Origin of the sequence: Comamonas sp. 4034 (assembly GCF_050434545.1) — a bacterium.
GTDB classification, from domain to species: Bacteria; Pseudomonadota; Gammaproteobacteria; order Burkholderiales; family Burkholderiaceae_C; genus Comamonas; species Comamonas odontotermitis.
In genome coordinates this window covers 1-16,958 of sequence record NZ_JBNDIT010000026.1, presented here as the reverse complement: position 1 = coordinate 16,958, position 16,958 = coordinate 1, and the positions used below count along the sequence as shown (strand labels likewise).

The 16,958-nt window shown below is 60.3% G+C and carries 13 protein-coding genes and 2 riboswitches; of the genes, 2 read left to right on the top strand and 11 right to left on the bottom strand.

Annotated elements, in window-relative coordinates; genetic code table 11:
• Positions 1-85: 85 nt before the first annotated feature.
• The 10 genes from ABIE32_RS19905 to ABIE32_RS19860 form a co-directional block, all read right to left on the bottom strand.
• Positions 86-1,162, bottom strand: coding sequence for an RluA family pseudouridine synthase (locus ABIE32_RS19905; RefSeq protein WP_429018751.1), 1,077 nt, complete (start codon positions 1,160-1,162; stop codon positions 86-88).
• Entirely contained in the window at positions 1,162-2,019 is an 858-nt protein-coding gene (locus ABIE32_RS19900; protein ID WP_429018748.1) for a peptidoglycan DD-metalloendopeptidase family protein, read from the bottom strand. Before ABIE32_RS19900 ends, ABIE32_RS19905 begins: the two co-directional genes overlap by 1 nt.
• An 11-nt stretch (positions 2,020-2,030) precedes the next feature.
• Positions 2,031-2,789 (bottom strand): protein-L-isoaspartate(D-aspartate) O-methyltransferase, encoded by a 759-nt coding sequence (locus tag ABIE32_RS19895; protein WP_429018746.1) that lies wholly within the window; start codon positions 2,787-2,789, stop codon positions 2,031-2,033.
• 35 nt (positions 2,790-2,824) lie between these two features.
• The gene (surE, locus tag ABIE32_RS19890; RefSeq protein ID WP_224149424.1) at positions 2,825-3,604 is read right to left on the bottom strand and encodes a 5'/3'-nucleotidase SurE; all 780 of its coding nucleotides are present in this window, start codon (positions 3,602-3,604) and stop codon (positions 2,825-2,827) included.
• A gap of 280 nt (positions 3,605-3,884) precedes the next feature.
• Complete coding sequence (locus ABIE32_RS19885; protein ID WP_429018743.1) at positions 3,885-4,355, bottom strand: N-acetyltransferase family protein; 471 nt, start codon at positions 4,353-4,355, stop codon at positions 3,885-3,887.
• Between the two features lie 8 nt (positions 4,356-4,363).
• The gene (locus ABIE32_RS19880; protein ID WP_429018740.1) at positions 4,364-7,462 is read right to left on the bottom strand and encodes an efflux RND transporter permease subunit; all 3,099 of its coding nucleotides are present in this window, start codon (positions 7,460-7,462) and stop codon (positions 4,364-4,366) included.
• On the bottom strand, positions 7,462-8,631 hold the full coding sequence (locus ABIE32_RS19875; RefSeq protein WP_429018737.1) for an efflux RND transporter periplasmic adaptor subunit: 1,170 nt from the start codon (positions 8,629-8,631) through the stop codon (positions 7,462-7,464). The genes ABIE32_RS19880 and ABIE32_RS19875 overlap by 1 nt, the downstream gene beginning before the upstream one ends.
• Entirely contained in the window at positions 8,624-10,096 is a 1,473-nt protein-coding gene (locus tag ABIE32_RS19870) for an efflux transporter outer membrane subunit (RefSeq protein WP_429018734.1), read from the bottom strand. Before ABIE32_RS19870 ends, ABIE32_RS19875 begins: the two co-directional genes overlap by 8 nt.
• A 6-nt stretch (positions 10,097-10,102) precedes the next feature.
• Positions 10,103-10,771 (bottom strand): GbsR/MarR family transcriptional regulator, encoded by a 669-nt coding sequence (locus ABIE32_RS19865; protein ID WP_429018787.1) that lies wholly within the window; start codon positions 10,769-10,771, stop codon positions 10,103-10,105.
• A 123-nt stretch (positions 10,772-10,894) separates the two neighbouring features.
• A complete protein-coding gene (locus ABIE32_RS19860; protein ID WP_429018784.1) occupies positions 10,895-11,758 on the bottom strand; it encodes a DMT family transporter in 864 nt (287 codons plus the stop codon).
• Positions 11,759-11,872: 114 nt separating this feature from the next.
• On the opposite strand from ABIE32_RS19860, the gene ABIE32_RS19855 reads away from it, so the two are divergent.
• Positions 11,873-13,279, top strand: coding sequence for a PLP-dependent aminotransferase family protein (locus tag ABIE32_RS19855; protein ID WP_429018731.1), 1,407 nt, complete (start codon positions 11,873-11,875; stop codon positions 13,277-13,279).
• Positions 13,280-13,668: 389 nt separating this feature from the next.
• Here ABIE32_RS19855 and ABIE32_RS19850 read toward each other — a convergent pair whose 3' ends face one another.
• Positions 13,669-14,937, bottom strand: coding sequence for a D-amino acid dehydrogenase (locus tag ABIE32_RS19850; RefSeq protein ID WP_429018729.1), 1,269 nt, complete (start codon positions 14,935-14,937; stop codon positions 13,669-13,671).
• A gap of 56 nt (positions 14,938-14,993) precedes the next feature.
• Positions 14,994-15,111: riboswitch (glycine riboswitch) on the bottom strand.
• Positions 15,112-15,211: riboswitch (glycine riboswitch) on the bottom strand.
• A gap of 436 nt (positions 15,212-15,647) precedes the next feature.
• On the opposite strand from ABIE32_RS19850, the gene ABIE32_RS19845 reads away from it, so the two are divergent.
• The gene (locus tag ABIE32_RS19845; RefSeq protein WP_429018726.1) at positions 15,648-16,853 is read left to right on the top strand and encodes a tyrosine-type recombinase/integrase; all 1,206 of its coding nucleotides are present in this window, start codon (positions 15,648-15,650) and stop codon (positions 16,851-16,853) included.
• The last annotated feature ends 105 nt before the right edge of the window (positions 16,854-16,958 follow it).

Below are 16,958 nucleotides of genomic sequence, written 5' to 3'. Positions count from 1 at the left end.
GGATTGCAAGTCAAAGAAAGCCGCATTTCTGTCGCGCGGCATCAAGATCACGGACGAGGGAATAAGCGCCCTGCACCGTTGGCACTCAGGCCAGTTCCTGCAAATTATACCGAATATCCCAATTTTCCATGGCTTGCACCATATCCTGGGGCGGCAAAGCAAACCACGACATGTCCTGACCAGTGACCGGATGCACAAAAGCCAGGCGCAAGGCGTGCAGGCCTTGACGCTCCAGACCTGCCGCCATGGAGCCGCCATACAGCGCATCGGCCAGCAATGGATGACCAAGCGATGCCATATGCACACGAATCTGGTGGGTACGGCCCGTGTGCAGGCTGCAGTACGCCAGACAGCCTTCGGCCGCGTTGGCCAGTAGACGGAAATCCGTTCTGGCAGCCTTTCCCGGGTGCTGCGCCAGATCCACCACTGCCATGCGCAGGCGATTGCGGGGGTCTCGCCCGATTGGAAGCGCTACTGTTTTAGTAGCTGCACCACTCCATGCCTTGTGTGCCAACGCCACATAATTGCGATGCACGTCACGCGCTGCAATCAACCTGACCAGGGCATCCATGGTTTGGCGTTCACGAGCCACCACCATCAGGCCGCTGGTGTCCTTGTCCAGCCGGTGCACGATGCCCGCCCGCGGCAACTGGGCTGCCTTGGCATCGCGTGCCAGCAACGCATTGAGCATGGTACCGCTCCAGTTGCCTGGCGCAGGGTGCACCACCATGCCGGCCGGTTTGTTGATGATGCACAGATGGGCATCTTCATACACCACGTCCAGAGGAATATCCTGTGGCAAAAAGGCCTGGCTCTGCTGTGTAGGCCGCAACTCGACGGCCACTGCATCGCCCGCCTTGACCTTGGCACTCGCCTTGGCGCCCACCTTTCCATTGACCAGCACCGCCCCCTGCTCAAGCAGGGCCTGCAGATAGCTGCGCGAAAACTCCGGCACCCACCTGGCCAGCGCCTTGTCCAGGCGCAGCCCATGGTCAGCCATGTCTGCGGTGATGGCGCGACTCTCCCATTCGCTAATGGCAATGTCGGCAGTCGTATCCTCGCCTGCATCATCGCCATCGGGCAACAAATCCTGGCGGCCATGAACAAAGCCGACGCTGCCAGCTTCAATCGGCAGCGTCGGCCCTTGGGTCTTATCGGGCATCAGCGGGAGGGTAGATAGCGAGATGGGTCCACCGGCTTGCCTTGGCGGCGCACCTCAAAGTGCAACTTGACACGATCTGCATCGGAACTGCCCATTTCCGCAATCTTCTGCCCCTTGCGCACGACCTGGTCATCCTTGACCAGCAAGGTCTGGTTGTGCGCATAAGCCGTCAGATAGGTGTTGTTGTGCTTGATCAAAATCAAGTTACCGTAGCCACGCAGGCCTGCGCCCGCATAGATGACACGGCCATCAGCCGCAGCAACCACCGGATCACCCGCCTTGCCACCAATATCCAGGCCCTTGTTGCGCGAATCGTCAAAACCGGCAATCACCGTGCCCGACGATGGCCAGATGAAGCCCACATTGTTGTCTGCAGCTGCAGGCGCTTCTGCCGCTGCAGGGGCTGGAGAAGGCACAGGCGTCGGCGTCGCAGCAGCAGTGGAGGACGCATTGCCGCCAGTGACAGCAGGGGCCGCAGGGGCTGGCTGTGTCACGGCCGACGAGGTTGGAGGCACCACACGCAGCACTTGCCCTACTTCGATCACATTGGGGTTTTCCAGATTGCTCCAGCGAGCAATGTCTTTCCAGCTCTGGCCATGCTCCATGGCGATGCGCATCAAGGTCTCACCAGGCTTGACGGTGTAGTAACCAGGCTTGCCTGCATTTTCCGCGCCCGGCAATGTTGCCGGATCCACCTTTGCGGCGCCAGTAGCACTGGTGGTTGCCGATGGGCGGCCAGCAGACGATCCCCGGTCTTCGACCGGAGCCTTGTTCAGCGATGTGCTTCCACAACCTGCCAGCACTGCCGCTGCCACCAGACTGGTTCCCCACGTCAAAAGACCACGTGAATCCAACATACCTATCCTTATTAACCTAGCCCCGATTTTAGGGGTACGAAATGAACATGCTCCAGCACCGTACGCTGAAATCCATCAGCAGTACGATCCACCACGAGCAAAACCTGTTGTCCGCCAGCGCCCAGAATCGGCGCCACCAGGCGGCCACCCTCAGCCAATTGATCACACCAGGCCTGCGGCAGTTCCTCTCCACCAGCGGCCGAAATGATGCCCGCGTACGGCGCGCCACTGGCAAAACCAAGCATGCCGTCGCCCAGGATCAGGTGCACATTGGCAAGACGCAACGGGCGCAAATTCACCCGAGCCTTTTCATGCAACGCACGCAAGCGCTCAATGGTATACACCTCTTTGGCAATCAGGCTGAGCACGGCAGCCTGGTAACCACAGCCGGTTCCGATTTCCAGCACACGCCCGAGGCCCGATTGCGCTGCCACCGACTGCGCCAGCAACTCGCACATGCGCGCAACAATGCTGGGTTTGGAGATGGTCTGGCCCAGGCCAATCGGCAGACTTGTATCCTGGTAGGCCTGCACCGCCAAGGCGCTGTCCACAAACTGGTGACGCAGGACCGAATTCATCGCCTTGAGCACACGCGTGTGCTCAATACCCGAAGCTGCCAGCCTCTGCACCATGCGCAAACGCGCCGAGGTGAAGTCTACCGTCTCTACGCCCAGGGTTTCGCGCACTGCCATGGGTACCGGTGCCAGGTCTGCAGGCAACCGCATCCATTCACGGTGCACATTCGACTGCACCTTGGTGGTTGCAGGCATGGCGCCACGCGCGGGGAATCCTGGTTTGCGCAAACTCACCCAGCCACCTCGGCATCTGCGCTGCGCAAGGCAGTCGCCGTTTGTGACCAGTACACCAGATTCTGGTGGTCTGTCAGATCCACCTTCAGCGGTGTGATCGAGACATGCCCTGCAGCCGTGGCGTGGAAATCAGTGCCTTCGGCATCATCCAGCACCGATCCGGCGTTGCCGATCCAGTACATCGTTTCACCCCTGGGGCTGATCTGGGTGATGACCTTTTCCGCGGCATGCCGACGTCCCAGCCGACACAGCTTGACGGGTTTGATCTGCGCGAAGGGTAAATTGGGAATATTGATGTTCAACAGCCATGGCTTGTCCGTCACCAGACGCGCCCGGTCAAACTGCTGGATCAGCTGCGCGGCTTTTTGCGCCGCAGATTCCAGCTCCCCCCAGCCTTTGTCGATCTGCGAGAACGCCATGGCTGGAATGCCGAACAGGTACCCCTCCATGGCCGCACCCACCGTGCCGGAATAGATCGTATCGTCACCCATGTTTGCACCGTTGTTGATGCCGGAGACGACCAGATCAGGCCGGTAGCCCAGCAAGCCGGTCAGCGCAATGTGCACGCAATCGGCAGGCGTGCCATTGACATAGCGAAACCCATTGGCGGCCTGGTGCACATACAAAGGCGCATTCAGCGTCAGTGCATTGGATTTGGCGCTGTTGTTGTGCTCCGGGGCAACCACTTCCACATCAGCTACCGCCTTCAACGCATCATGCAGCGCCACAATGCCGGGCGCCTGATATCCATCATCGTTACAAAGCAGTATCTTCATGTAATTGAACCAGTTACACCGCATTGTAGAGGTGAAGGCGCACATCCCACCAGATGTGGCAGCAATACGACCGCAATCCTTGTTCAACAGCGGCTGACAGAATCCATGGCGAACGCATCGATTGTAGTGAGCGGAAAAAGATATCTCAGGCATCCGGCCCGCCTGCAACATTAATTTACGTCAACACCCAAACCGACCCAAACCTCTTGGAACCAAGACAGCATCCTGTCGACATGCTGCTGAAGCGGAGCAAAGCCCAACCCATCCAATCTATTGAGCACTACGTGGCGTCGGTGGACAACAGCTCCAGAACATGATCGCCCGCATCGTCGCATTCGCCGGTATGAACCCAGCCCAAGTGGCGGTAAAAACCGTAAGAGCGCACAGCTGGATCGCTGGAGCAGGCCAGAAACAAGCGGCGCCAGCCCAAGCCATGCAAGGTATTGACTGTGCGCCCCAGCAGTTCTCGCCCCCAGCCCCTGCCCTCATACTGAGGCAGCAGGGCCAGCACCATGATCTCGCCGCTTTCTGCGTTGCCAAAACAGTAGCCTGCCATGCGCCCCTGCGCCCAGGCAATCCAGCCCGGCAGCAGGCCCGAGCGAATGCCATCCGCCCAGGTCTGTTCGGTAATACCCAGCTTCTGCAGGTCTGCCGCAGTGAAAGCGTTCTCACGCGTCAGCCCTCGCAGGCGCAGACACTCGGCAGCGTCCTCGGGCCGTGCAACCGCCATGAAGGGGGATGACGAAGTCATGGCATTCCTCATTGTGGAGAAAGCGGATCGCCCGTCTGCAGCAAATCGCGTTTATCCTGCGCCGACGGCATGGTCACCAGTCTGGCAAGCCTTGGTTTCAGCCAGTTTTCCAGATCGTCCATCACCGCATACACCACCGGCACCAGAATCAGCGACAGCGCCGTTGACGAGACCAGCCCGCCAATCACTGCAACGGCCAAAGGCTGTCGGAACTCCGAGCCACTGCTGACACCCAATGCCGTAGGCAGCATCCCCATGGCCATGGCGATCGTCGTCATGACGATGGGTCGCGTGCGCTCATGCGCCGCTTCCAGCAAGGCTTCTGTCTGGCTCTTTCCCATGCGTTCCGCCTCTACGGCATGCTCCACCAGCAAGATGGAGTTCTTGGCAGCCAGCCCCATCAGCATCAGCAGACCAATCAGCACCGGCAGGTTCAACTCGCCTCCCGTGGCCAGCAGGGCCAGAAAAGCGCCAGCCAACGACAGAGGCAATGCCGCCAGAATGATCACCGGCTTGATGAAGCTGCGAAACAGCAGAATCAGCACGCCGAAGATCAAGCCGATTCCAGCCATGATCGCCAGCCCGAAGCTGGCAAACAGCTCCTGCATGCCTTCGGCATCGCCATACAGCGGCCGCGAGACCCCAGCAGGCATGTTCTTCAGGAATGGCAAGGCCTCCACTGCGGCATTGGCCTGGCCGAACGATGCCCCATTGACCTCGGCCTCCAGCGTGATGCGGCGCTCCCGGTCAAAGCGGTCGATATGCGATTCGCCCACCTGAAAATGCATATCAGCCACTGCAGACAGCGGAACCGTACCGCCACCGGTGGTTGGCACCCGCAGGGCGCCAATGCTGCCCACATCCTGCAACGCCCCTTGCGGCAGACGTACACGCACCGACAGGCGCTGGCGCCCGGTATTGAACTTGGAGGCGGTAGCATCGAGATCGCCCACGCTGGCCATGCGCGCCACCTCGGCCACCACATCCGGTGTCACACCCAGGCGAGCGGCTTCGTCAGGCTTGAGACGGATCACCAGTTCCGGGCCAGGGTTCGGCGCCACCTGATGCACGTTCTCGAGCATCGGCAGACTGCGTAACTCCCGCTCAGCATCACTGGCCGTGCGCCGCAGCAGCGCGCCGTCATGGCCGCCCAGGATCACCTGCAGGGTCTGCGTACCCCCTCCCTCGCTTTCGCTGTAGCTCAGCCGCACATCCGGCACACGCAACAGCAGGGGGCGTACATGGTCCTGAAAAGCCTTGGTGGTCATGGACCGCTGACTCTTGAGCTGGACGATCACCGCGCCTTTGCGTGGATCTCCATCGCGCTGGCTGCTGCCCACGCTGACAAACACATCCCGGACATCGCTCTGCTCCCGCAGCAGGCGCGTCAAGGTTGCCGCAGCAACCCGCATGTCCTGCGTGGTGGAGCCGGGTGCGCCCTGCATGCTGATCTGCACCGTTCCGCTGTCGCCCTTGGGGGCAAAGCCGGTGGGAAGCAGACTCGCAAGCAGCAGTGATCCCACAAAAATCAGGACACCCGCCCCCAATGAGATCCAGCGGTGCGCCAAGGTCCACTCCAGCAGGCGGCGGTACCGCCCGGCAAATGGCTTGTGCGCCTCGGGCTGCGCCGAAGGCTTGAGCAGATAGGCACACATCAGGGGCGACAGCAGGCGCGCCACCAGCAAGGAGAACAGAACCGATACGGCCACCGTCACACCGAACTCGCGAAAATACGGCCCCGCGTAGCCACCCATGAAGGCAACCGGCAGAAACACCACCGCAATCGCCAGGGTAGTGGCGACCACTGCCAATCCGATGGCATCGGCACCCTCCATCGACGCACGCCATGGCGATGCACCGGCCTGCACGCGCTTTTGGATGTTCTCCACCTCGACGATCGCATCGTCGACCAGCACACCAATCACCAGCGTCAAAGCCAGCAGCGACAGCATATTGAGCGAATAGCCCAGGGCATGGATCACGGCAAAGGTCGGAATCAGCGATATCGGCATCGCCACAGCGGCAATGACCGTGGCACGCCAGTCGCGCAGAAACATGAACACCACCACCGCAGCCAGCAACATGCCTTCAAGCAAGGTGTAGACCGTGGCATCAAAGCTCTCGCGCGTATTCTTGGCGCCCGACGAGACCAGTTGAAACGTCACACCGGGATATTCCTTGGCCAGCTTGGCCACGGCCTGCGCCACGGCCGACTCCACATTCACGTCGGAAGCAGCCTTGGTCTTCATCACCTGAAAGCCGACCACGGCCTCGCCATTCAGCACGGCAAAGCCACGCCGGTCGCTGGCGCCACTGGCCACGGTAGCAACGTCGCTCAAACGCAAGTGGCGGCCGTCGCGGGTTGCAATCACCAACTCCGCCAGCGACTCCACAGATGGCGCTGCGGCCAGCACACGCACCTGCTGCTCCTGCGCGCCAATCTGCGCGCGGCCGCCTGACGCATCCAGATTGTGGGAGCGCAGCGCATCATTGACTGCGACTGCAGTCAGGCCCAGCGCCTGCAGCCTTGCCGGATCCAGTGTCACCGTGATATCGCGGCCCACGCCGCCTACCTGTGTGACCTGCCCCACGCCACCAAGCGCCACCAGCCTGCGTGCCACCACGTCCTCAATGAACCAGTTCAGCTCCACATCATCCATGCCCTGCGCCGACACCGCATAAGTCAACAGTGGTATGGCCTCGAAATCCAGGCGCTCGACAATGGGCGGCTCGATGCTGGCCGGCAGGTTGGCCCGCACCCGGTCAATGGCAGCACGCACCTCATCCACCGCGCGCTGCGGATCCAGGCCAATCTCGAACTCCACAAAGGTCACAGACATGCCCTGGGTCACTGTCGAGATCACATGCTTGACCCTGGCGACATTGGCAACGCCGTCCTCCACTACCCGGGTCACCTGGGTTTCGACCTCTGTGGCAGCTGCGCTGGGCAATGCCACGGCCACCTGTACGATCGGAAACGAGACATCCGGGTACAGCTTGATCGGCATCGCCCGATAGGCCAGAAGGCCAGCCACCATGATGGCCAGGAACAGCACCACCACCGGGATGGGGTTCTGTATGGACCAGGCGGATATTCGCATCTTCATTACTGACCTCCACCACTGGCAGGGGCGGACGCAGGATTCAAGCTGGATGCAGGCGCAGCAGCTTCTGCCATGGTTTGCTGCTTGACCTGAACCCTGTCGCCATCCAGCACAAAGGCCCCGCCCCCCAAGGCCAGGCGCGTCCCCACAGGCGGGCCATCACGCAACACGACCCAGCCTTGTGATCGCGCCCCCAGAGTCACCGGCAGCTTGCGAATACGGTCATCTCCATCGATGGTGGCCAGTTGCGGACCGCCTGCCTCGAAATGAATGGCTTTTTCCGGCACAGCAGCCACAGGCTCGGCCGCATGCTGAAAGTCGGCGCGCGCGAAGCCGCCCGGGCGCAGATCGGTACGTACCGGCAGGCCTATCCGCACTTGGGCCAGCTTGGTCTTTTCGTCCACCCTGCGTGACAGCAGGCGCACTTTTCCCGGCAAGGCAATACCCGAGGACAGCGTCACCTCTACCTTGTCACCCGGGTGCACACGGTCCACCTGGTCTTCCGGTACCTCGGCAGCCAACTCCACCATGCCGTCACGCGCCAGGCGGAACATGGCCTCCCCTCCCGGGCTCGCTACATCGCCCCGGCGCACATTGCGCTGCAACACCACGCCCGCAACCGGTGCGCGCAAGGTCATGCGTTCGGCCTCCTCCTTGAGGCCGGCCAGATTGGCTGCGGCCACATCGGCGTTCGCATTGGCGCTGGCAGCGGCCGTGCGGCGCTGCTGGATCTGCTCGTCGGAAAGCACCCCTTGGCCATCCAACCCGTCGACGCGTGCAGATTCTGCCTGCGCCTGCCTCGCCTGCGCGCGTGCCTGGATGAGACTCGCCTCCGCCTGCCGGATCCTGGCCTGCAGCAACCCGTCATCGAGCCTCGCCAGTGGCTGGCCAGCACGCACGCTGTCCCCCTCGTCGGCCAACAAGGCTGCAACCCGATAGCCGCTCAGCTCAGGGCCTACTGCCACCTCCTCGCGTGCCACCAGCAGGCCAGAAGCCTGCTGAGTCACACCCATCGCACGCAGCTCGACCCGCGCCATGCTGACCGCGCGCACGGCCTCGGCAGGAGCCGCCTGCGCCGCCTTGTCGGCACTACTCCTCGAACACCCCGACAGCACCACCAGTGCCACAGCCACGGCGCTCAGCGCCATCCAGTTTCCAGCGCGTTTAGCCATCGATTCCCTCGCCATTACTTTCTGCCTCCTGCGCCTTTGCGCCCCTGACCCAGCCACCGCCCAATGATTGAAATACCTGTACGGCATGTGTGAGCGCCTCTGCCCGGGCATTGGTCAGCGCCACACGGGCTTCCCGGTAGACAAGCTCCGAATCCAGCACCACGATCAGATCAAAAAAGCCAGCGCCATAGCCCTTGACAGCGGCCTCATAGGCGGCCCGCGCCCTTTGCTGCGCCTGCGCCAGTGCCGCAATTCGCCGCTCATCAGGCGCCATGCGCAGCAAGGCTTGGTCTGCCTCGGAAAATGCCCGCTGCACCACCTGCTCATAGGCAATCACGGCCTGCTCAGCCCGTGCGCCTTGAGCGCGTGCATTGGCCAGCAATCGAGGCCTGTCGAGTACAGGCAGTACCGCATTGCCTGCCAACGACCAGAAACCAGTGCCAAGCGATGCTGCTTGCTTTTGCCAGTTCAGCCCGACGCCTGGCATGAGGGTCACACTGGGCAACAGTGCCAGCCGCGCCAGATCCAAGCCACCGGCAGCAGCCTGCATTTGCGCGCGCGCCTGCAGCACATCGGGGCGACGTGACAACAGCTCAGCTGGCATAGCCTGAGGCAAGGCCGGGGGCCGGGTTTGCTCATGGCCCAGGTCCAGGGCGGCGAGCGGCTCATCCCCCATGCCAACTAGCACCAATAACGCGCGCCGCGTTGCGTCAAGCTGGGACTGCAGCACCAGCGCATTGGCTTGTGCCGATAAAAGGCCTGCATCTACGCGCGCAGATTCGGACACCGGCGCCAGCCCGCGCTCCACCTTGCGCGCGAGCACCTCCTGCAGCCGCGTCTGTATGGCTACCGTGGCCTGGGCATCGGCCAGCGCAGCAGTCAAGCGCTGGGCTTCGAACCATGTGCGTGCAACCTCCGCTACCAACGCTGCCCGTTCTGCATAGGCACCATAGATAGCTGAACCAAAATCACCATCTGCCTGGCGCTGCAGCGCGTCTCCCCGGCCAAACAGATCCAGTTCCCAGGACACCAGCAAATCCAGGTTGGCACTGCTCTGCGCACCCGCGCCAGCCCCTTGCATATCCAACGCAGAAGACCGATGTCCCAGATTGCGGCTGCCCCGCCTCTCACCACCGGCACGCAATCCGCCCTGCGGGCGGTATTGTGTCAGCGCCGCCTCACGCATCGCCCTTGCCTCACGCACACGCGCGATGCTCATACGCGCCTCAGTGCTCGCTTGCAGGGCCTGCGTGACCAGCCGATCCAGCAGGGGCTCGTCAAACAGTTTCCACCAGGTATCCAGCGCATGCGGCGCCGCTGTTGCACCATCACGTGCCACACCATCGGGCATGGCAGAGTACTGCTGGGCAATCAATGGAAAAGGCCTGGGTGCATCGGGTACCGAGGCGCATCCAGACAGGGCCAGCAGCCAGGCTGGAGCCGACCAAAAAAAGACGTTCTTCATGAAAACTCAGGTTTTGCGTGGCACTCTGCCGCGCGCTGAAGTTCGGGCCTGCAGACTTGCAGGTGGCTTGGCCTTGACAGGCCTTGCTGCCAAGGGCCGGGCTCCGGTCGGCTCCGGATCAGAAAGCTGTTGCGTCCGCTCTTCTGAGGACTTGCGGGCTGTTCGGCCCGCGCCTTCAGCTGCGGATTTCGCTTGTACCTTGTCTCTGGAATGCGCCCAATTGTTGCGTGTCAGCGTAGCCAACAAACCCTGCATGGTTTTGGCCGTGACCTCATGAAAAGACTGCGCCTGACGCAGCCGCTCAATCGCATCCTCGCCCAGCTCGGCGCTGACCAGCAGTTCTTCAACATACTCGGAGAAGCGCTGGCATTGCTCGATGCTTTGCTCAATGGCCAGCGCAAACGGATTGGCTCGCAGACTGAAGAAATCCTGGCGCTCTCCGCGCAAAGCCACGCGCTCGATGATTCCCAAACGCTCAAGCAAGCGCGTATTGGTACTGACGCTTGCCCGGCTGGCCTGCATGCGCTCTGCCAGATCGGAAAAACTGATCGGGCCACCGTCCAGCAAAAAGATGCCGATGAGGCGACCGGCAATCCTTGGCAATCCGCCAAGCTCTGCCTGGATCGCATTGCGCTCAATAAACAGTTCGCGCGCCTTCTCGCCAGCATCTGCCATTTCATCCACCAGAACACCTCTTCATTCAAATTGTTCAGCCATCACTGAACAATTCTAATACAGGTTCATGGATCCAGAAAATGACAAGATGGACCAGTCCTTCAGGATGGCAAAGTGGGAGGCCTAACGTGCGTACTTCTTGGCTCCCGCAACACATGTGACCGCGACCAGGGTTACCGCCAGCATGGCCCAGCTCACCTGCTCGTGCAACAGCACCGCAGCGAGCCCCAAGCCCATGAATGGCTGCAACAGCTGCAATTGGCCCACTGCAGCAATGCCTCCCTGCGCCAGGCCGTGATACCAGAAGACAAAGCCGATCAGCATGGAAAACACGGAAACATAGGCCAGACCTAGCCAGGCGGGCATTCCCACAGAGGCAAATGAAGGAGGCATGCTGAACCATGCCAGCGGCAGCATGACCGGCAGGGATAGCACCAATGCCCAGCAGATGACTTGCCAGCCGCCCAGGGAGCGTGACAATCGCGCGCCTTCGGCATAGCCCAGGCCGCAGACAATGATGGCGGCAAGCATCAATAGATCTCCGTGCAAAGAGCCAACTGCGCTACTGACCGCCGCATACCCTGCCACCATGACGGCCCCGAGCACCGAAAACATCCAGAACAGAGGGCGAGGACGCTCACCTCCTCTCAGCACGGCAAAGACAGCAGTGCTCAGCGGCAGCAAGCCGACGAAGACGATGGAGTGCGCCGAGGTGACGTGCTGCAATGCCATTGCCGTCAACAGCGGAAAACCCACCACACCGCCAATGGCAGTCAGAATCAAAGAGAACAGATCTTCCCTACGCGGCCTGGCTTGACGCAACAGTACCAGCAGAGCCAGCGCAAGCCCCCCCGCGATCGTCGCCCGCGCAGCTGTCAGGAAAATCGGATCGAAATCTGCAACCGCCACCCGCGTTGCAGGCAGAGAGCCTGCAAAAATCGCCACACCCATCAGGCCATTCACCCAGCCCTTTGTCACTTTGTCCATCAAACACTCCTTGCTAGGTCTCCAGTAGAGCATTGGCAAGCTAGTTGATTCCATGGACAATACAGCACAATACAAACAAACTGTACTGGTATATTTTCCGTACAGACCGGTGATATGGCACGCAACAACACCCGAATTCATGCCGTGATGCACGAGATTCAGTCGCGCATCGCAGCTCGTATCTATGTGCCGGGCACACGCCTGCCATCGGTGCGCTCTCAGGCACAGGTCATGGGTCTGTCGGTATCCACCGTAGTCGAAGCCTATGAGCGACTGATGGCAGAAGGCGTCGTCACCTCTCGCCCAGGCTCGGGCTTCTATGTGGAAGGACCGGTCGCCCCTCTGGCGCTGACGGAGATCGGCCCCAAGCTGGATCGTGCCGTCGATCCACTCTGGGTATCACGACAGACACTCGAAGCTGGCGCTGCCATGCTGCGCCCCGGTTGCGGCTGGCTGCCACCCAACTGGCTTTACGAGAGCGGAATGCGGCGGGCCCTGCGCACGCTGGCTCGGGCTGATACCTTGGAGCTCTCAGAATATGCATCCCCCCAGGGACAGTTGCCGCTGCGCCAATTGCTTTCGAGGCGCATGCTGGCCCATGATATTGAAGCGCCGCCTCAGCAGATCATGCTCGCCGAATCGGGTACCCAGGCAATAGACCTCATCTGCCGCTTCCTGCTGGAACCCGGCGATACCGTGCTGGTGGATGACCCTTGCTACTTCAATTTTCACGCCCTTCTCAAGGCCCACCGGGTATACGTGGTTGGGGTGGCTTATACACCGCAAGGTCCGGACATCGAGAAGTTCGAGGCAGCACTGCAAGCGCATGCACCTCGCCTCTACATCACCAATTCCGGCATACACAATCCCACCGGAGCGACGCTGTCAGCAGTCACCGCCCACCGGCTACTCAAGCTTGCCGAGCGCGCTGGCCTGATCATCATTGAGGATGACATTTTTGCGGATTTCGAGGACAGCCCTGCACCGAGGCTGGCTGCACTGGATGGCCTCGCCCGCGTCATACACATCGGCAGCTTTTCCAAAACCCTGTCGGCCTCGCTGCGCTGCGGCTTTGTGGCGGCGCGCCCCGACTGGATAGACAGCCTGGTTGACCTGAAGATCGCCACCAGCTTTGCAGGAGGCAGGCTGGCCGCCGACGTCACTCATATCGCATTGACGGACAGCGGCTACCGCAAACATATGGATGCCCTGCGCACCCATTTGGCCCAAGCCATGCATGCCACACGTTCGCGGCTGGCCAAGCTCGGGATTGAGCCCTGGCATATTCCCAAAGCGGGCATGTTCATCTGGTGCCGTTTGCCCGATGGCGTAGACTCCGCGGCCCTGGCCCGCCGCTGCCTGCAAGAACAGGTTGTGCTGGCGCCTGGCAACGCCTTCAGCCCCAGCCAGAACGCAGGTAGTTTTCTACGCTTCAACGTGGCGCAATCGACGGATGAGCGCGTATTCAGCGTACTGGCACGTGCATTGCACGAAGAACAGGCAACAGCCTCTCGTCAATAAAACGCGCCAAGCAGTTGATGGAAGCGAATGCGCTCCGTATCAGCCGCCTGCAACTTCACCCACCATCGCGCAAAAAGGCATGCCAACTGGCAGGAAAGACAGCTCCGCCGCCTGGACCAAGGAAGATCGATCCATAGAAATCGAGGTATCCGTTGTCATATCAGGTCGGCAGCATAAGCTGCGTCGGCACCTGTGCACTCCGTCATCGCCCGCTGATCGCGCCCGATCCCACCTGGAGACATAGGGCCCACCCCGAATGGCACAAACACGCCCCCAAGCCAGCAGTACGGCAACGATTGCCTGTGTCTGAGCGCCGAGAAGACTAACTCATGGGAGGGCACAGAATCTACACCCCCCCGGTCTTCAGGCAAGAGCCTTGCAAGCAGAAATCAAATTCCGGCCTGGGTCAAGGCCACCGGTCTGGACACAATGGGTGACTTATCCAGAGTCTGCTGCACGATATCCCCGATCATGGTTGCGGTGACCGCAGACAGAGTCCAGCCCAGATGCCCATGGCCCGTGTTATAGAAGACACAGGGCTTCTTGCCCCGCCCTACGCGCGGCAGCATGTTCGGCATCATTGGACGCAGCCCTGCCCAGGGCACGACACTACGGGTGCTGACACCCGGAAAGCATGCCTGCACCCAATCGATCAGCGGGCGAATTCGGTCGGCGCGAATGTCTTTGTTGTATCCGTTGAACTCTGCAGTACCAGCCACACGAAAACGATCATCTCCCAATCGGCTGGTGACCAACTTGGTCTCGTCATCCAACAGGCTGACCAGCGGAGCCGAGGCCTGGCTGTCTTTATCCAGTAAATTGACCGTGATCGAATAGCCTTTGACGGGGTAGATGTTGACCCGGTCTCCCAATGAGGCCGCCAGCGCGCGACTGGCCGTGCCAGCGCAGACGACAATCCCGTCAAAAGCCGTGGTAACAGGGCCATCTGCCTGCTGCACGGTCACGCTGGCCTGACCGCCATTGGCCGCCACAGACAACACCTGCTGGCCGTACAGGCAATTCACGCCCATGCGAGAGCAGGCTGCAGCCAGACCGCTTGTGAACTTGTGGATGTCACCTGTCGAATCGCTCTCGGTGAAGTAGCCCCCATAAAAGGACCCTGACAAGGTTGGCTCGATGGCCCGCATTTCCTGCGGCGTTACCGCGCGTCGTTCCAGACCACCTTGTGCGAGCAGCCTGGAGACCTTGCCCGCATGTTCGAAGCCCGCCTGGTTGCGGTAGATATGGAGAATCCCCTTCTGTTTCAGGTCAAAATCGATGCCCTCTTCCGCAGCCCATGCAAAGAGGTGTTCCCGAGCCGCAATGGCCAGCCGCGCCGTTTCAACCGTGTTGTGCTGGTAATGCGGAATGGCTGCCAGAAACTCGCAGAACCACGAAAGCTTGTGCCAACTCGGCTTTGGATTGATCAGCAACGGAGCATCGTTCTTGAGCATCCATCGAAGACCCTTGAGAATGGTTGACGTGTGGTTCCAGACTTCTGCGTTGGAAGCGGAAAGCTGCCCCCCATTGGCGAATGAGGTTTCCATCGCAGCATAGCGCTGCTTCTCGAACAAGGTAACGGAAAAACCACGTTTGGCCAGAGCGTAGGCGGTGGTCACGCCCGTAATACCGCCACCGATAACGGCGATTGTCTTCATGATGAATCAGGTCCTGAAACGTCGAGGGGTGGAGCCCGGGCGCAATATGCACACCGAACGCCCCCTCTGTTCTGGACCTGAGAGATTCACGAATCACCGCAACAGAGTGACGATCGCTTGCTCCTTCGGTATGCCCGCGGACGATGGCGCGGGACATTCTTCAGAGTGAATGAATGAGTGGTACCGATCCTTTTGCCTGAGAGTTTCCGGGGCGGTTGCTCCTTCGGCGCCGCGTGCCATCTTCGATGCACGCAGTCTCTCTCGACACCACTTGGCTGAAAGCCTGGAGACGAAATGTAGAGTTATCTCCAGGGTTTGAATATACGCGTTTTCCAGAAGGGACCAGCCAGCTTGCCGTACAAAGCGCCTTCTTTTTCATCCGACGCGGGGACTGCTTCATTCGACACCCATGCCCTCGTTGCCGAACGCATGGATTTTTCAAACTCAGACCATTATCCTGAGAAAAGAGCCAATCTACGAAGTAAAAGCACCCAAAAGAAAAACCCCTGAATGCGAACACTCAGGGGTTTGATTCTTGGCGGAAACGGAGTCCTCTAAAATAGAGTCCAGTACAGCTCAATACTTATAATTAAATACTTGATTTATAAATATTTTATTTAATTCATTGTTCATCAAAGTTCAACAGAACTCAACCACTTCCAATGCTTTATGTGGGCATAATGTGGGACAATCTGACCCAGAAATCCCGTATGCCAAAGATCGCCAAACAACTATCTGACCGCGCTGTGGTGGCCCTCAAAGCAGAGGGCCGCCACGCCGTAGGCGGTGTAGCGGGATTGCACCTGCGCGTCTCCGCGGGCCACCGCGGCTGGGTGCTTCGCGTCAAAGTTGGCGATGCCCGCAAAGATATGGGGCTCGGCGCCTATCCTGTGGTGAGCCTAGCAGAAGCTCGGGAGCGCGCATGGAAGATTCACGAGAGCATCCGCGAGGGGCGTGATCCAGTGGCTCCCCGGCGCAAACAGCGCCAAGCACTCCTGGCGCAAGCAGCTACAGAAAAAACCTTCCGCTGGTGCACGGAAGAATTCCTCAAGGCCAAATCCTCTGAGTGGAAAAACGCCAAGCATCGCCAGCAATGGGAGAACACCCTTGAGACGTATGCCATGCCCGCTCTCGCAAACCTGGCCGTCTCTGTGATTGACCTGCCCCATGTGCTCGCGTGTCTCGAGCCTATCTGGAGCAGCAAGAATGAAACGGCCAGTCGCTTGCGCGGCCGCATTGAATCTGTCTTGAACTGGGCAGCGGTACGCAAATACCGCAGCGGCGAAAACCCTGCCCGCTGGAAAGGCCACTTGGACAAAGTGTTGGCAGCCCCGTCCAAGATCCAAAAGGTGGAACACCACCGCGCCCTGGCAGTTGATGACATACCTTCATTCATGACCACCCTCCGGTCTCGAGTCGGTATAGCTGCCCGCGCTCTGGAATTCGTCGTCCTGACAGCCGCACGCTCGGGAGAAGTCAGGGGTGCGATATGGACAGAAATTGACTTCAAGAACGCGATCTGGACTATCCCCGCAGAGCGCATGAAAGCAGGAGTGGAACACCGGGTTCCACTATCGAATGCCGCCCTTCACCTCTTGAAATCACTCCCACGTATTGCTGGAACCGAGTTGCTATTCCCCGGTACCAAAGGCCAGCCTCTCTCCGATATGACGATGACCGCAGTCATGCGGCGCATGAATGTCGATGCTGTCCCCCATGGGTTCCGCTCCACATTCAGAGACTGGGCAGGAGAGAAAACCAACTTTCCCAGAGAAGTCGCCGAGCAGGCCCTTGCACACACCTTGGAGAGCAAAGTAGAGGCCGCCTACCGGCGCGGAGACGCTCTTGAGAAACGCAAACAAATGATGCAAGAATGGGCACAGTTTATTGAATCTGCAAACGGCCTTGTTGCATAAATCGGTTTGAGACTGAGTCTCCCCAAACCCCAGACGTAGTTATGCCACGGCCACCGTTTGGGGCGTGCCCAGCTCGGTGAAGCGATTGAGGATGGATGCCCGGAT

Coding starts and splice junctions, on each gene's coding strand:
- ABIE32_RS19865 (WP_429018787.1), bottom strand. CDS start 10,771: ATGGCAGATGCTGGCGAGAAGGCGCGCGAACTGTTTATTGAGCGCAAT.
- ABIE32_RS19850 (WP_429018729.1), bottom strand. CDS start 14,937: ATGAAGACAATCGCCGTTATCGGTGGCGGTATTACGGGCGTGACCACC.
- ABIE32_RS19845 (WP_429018726.1), top strand. CDS start 15,648: ATGCCAAAGATCGCCAAACAACTATCTGACCGCGCTGTGGTGGCCCTC.
- ABIE32_RS19905 (WP_429018751.1), bottom strand. CDS start 1,162: ATGCCCGATAAGACCCAAGGGCCGACGCTGCCGATTGAAGCTGGCAGC.
- ABIE32_RS19895 (WP_429018746.1), bottom strand. CDS start 2,789: ATGCCTGCAACCACCAAGGTGCAGTCGAATGTGCACCGTGAATGGATG.
- ABIE32_RS19870 (WP_429018734.1), bottom strand. CDS start 10,096: ATGAAGAACGTCTTTTTTTGGTCGGCTCCAGCCTGGCTGCTGGCCCTG.
- ABIE32_RS19855 (WP_429018731.1), top strand. CDS start 11,873: ATGGCACGCAACAACACCCGAATTCATGCCGTGATGCACGAGATTCAG.
- ABIE32_RS19900 (WP_429018748.1), bottom strand. CDS start 2,019: ATGTTGGATTCACGTGGTCTTTTGACGTGGGGAACCAGTCTGGTGGCA.
- ABIE32_RS19875 (WP_429018737.1), bottom strand. CDS start 8,631: ATGGCTAAACGCGCTGGAAACTGGATGGCGCTGAGCGCCGTGGCTGTG.
- ABIE32_RS19885 (WP_429018743.1), bottom strand. CDS start 4,355: ATGACTTCGTCATCCCCCTTCATGGCGGTTGCACGGCCCGAGGACGCT.
- surE (WP_224149424.1), bottom strand. CDS start 3,604: ATGAAGATACTGCTTTGTAACGATGATGGATATCAGGCGCCCGGCATT.
- ABIE32_RS19880 (WP_429018740.1), bottom strand. CDS start 7,462: ATGAAGATGCGAATATCCGCCTGGTCCATACAGAACCCCATCCCGGTG.
- ABIE32_RS19860 (WP_429018784.1), bottom strand. CDS start 11,758: ATGGACAAAGTGACAAAGGGCTGGGTGAATGGCCTGATGGGTGTGGCG.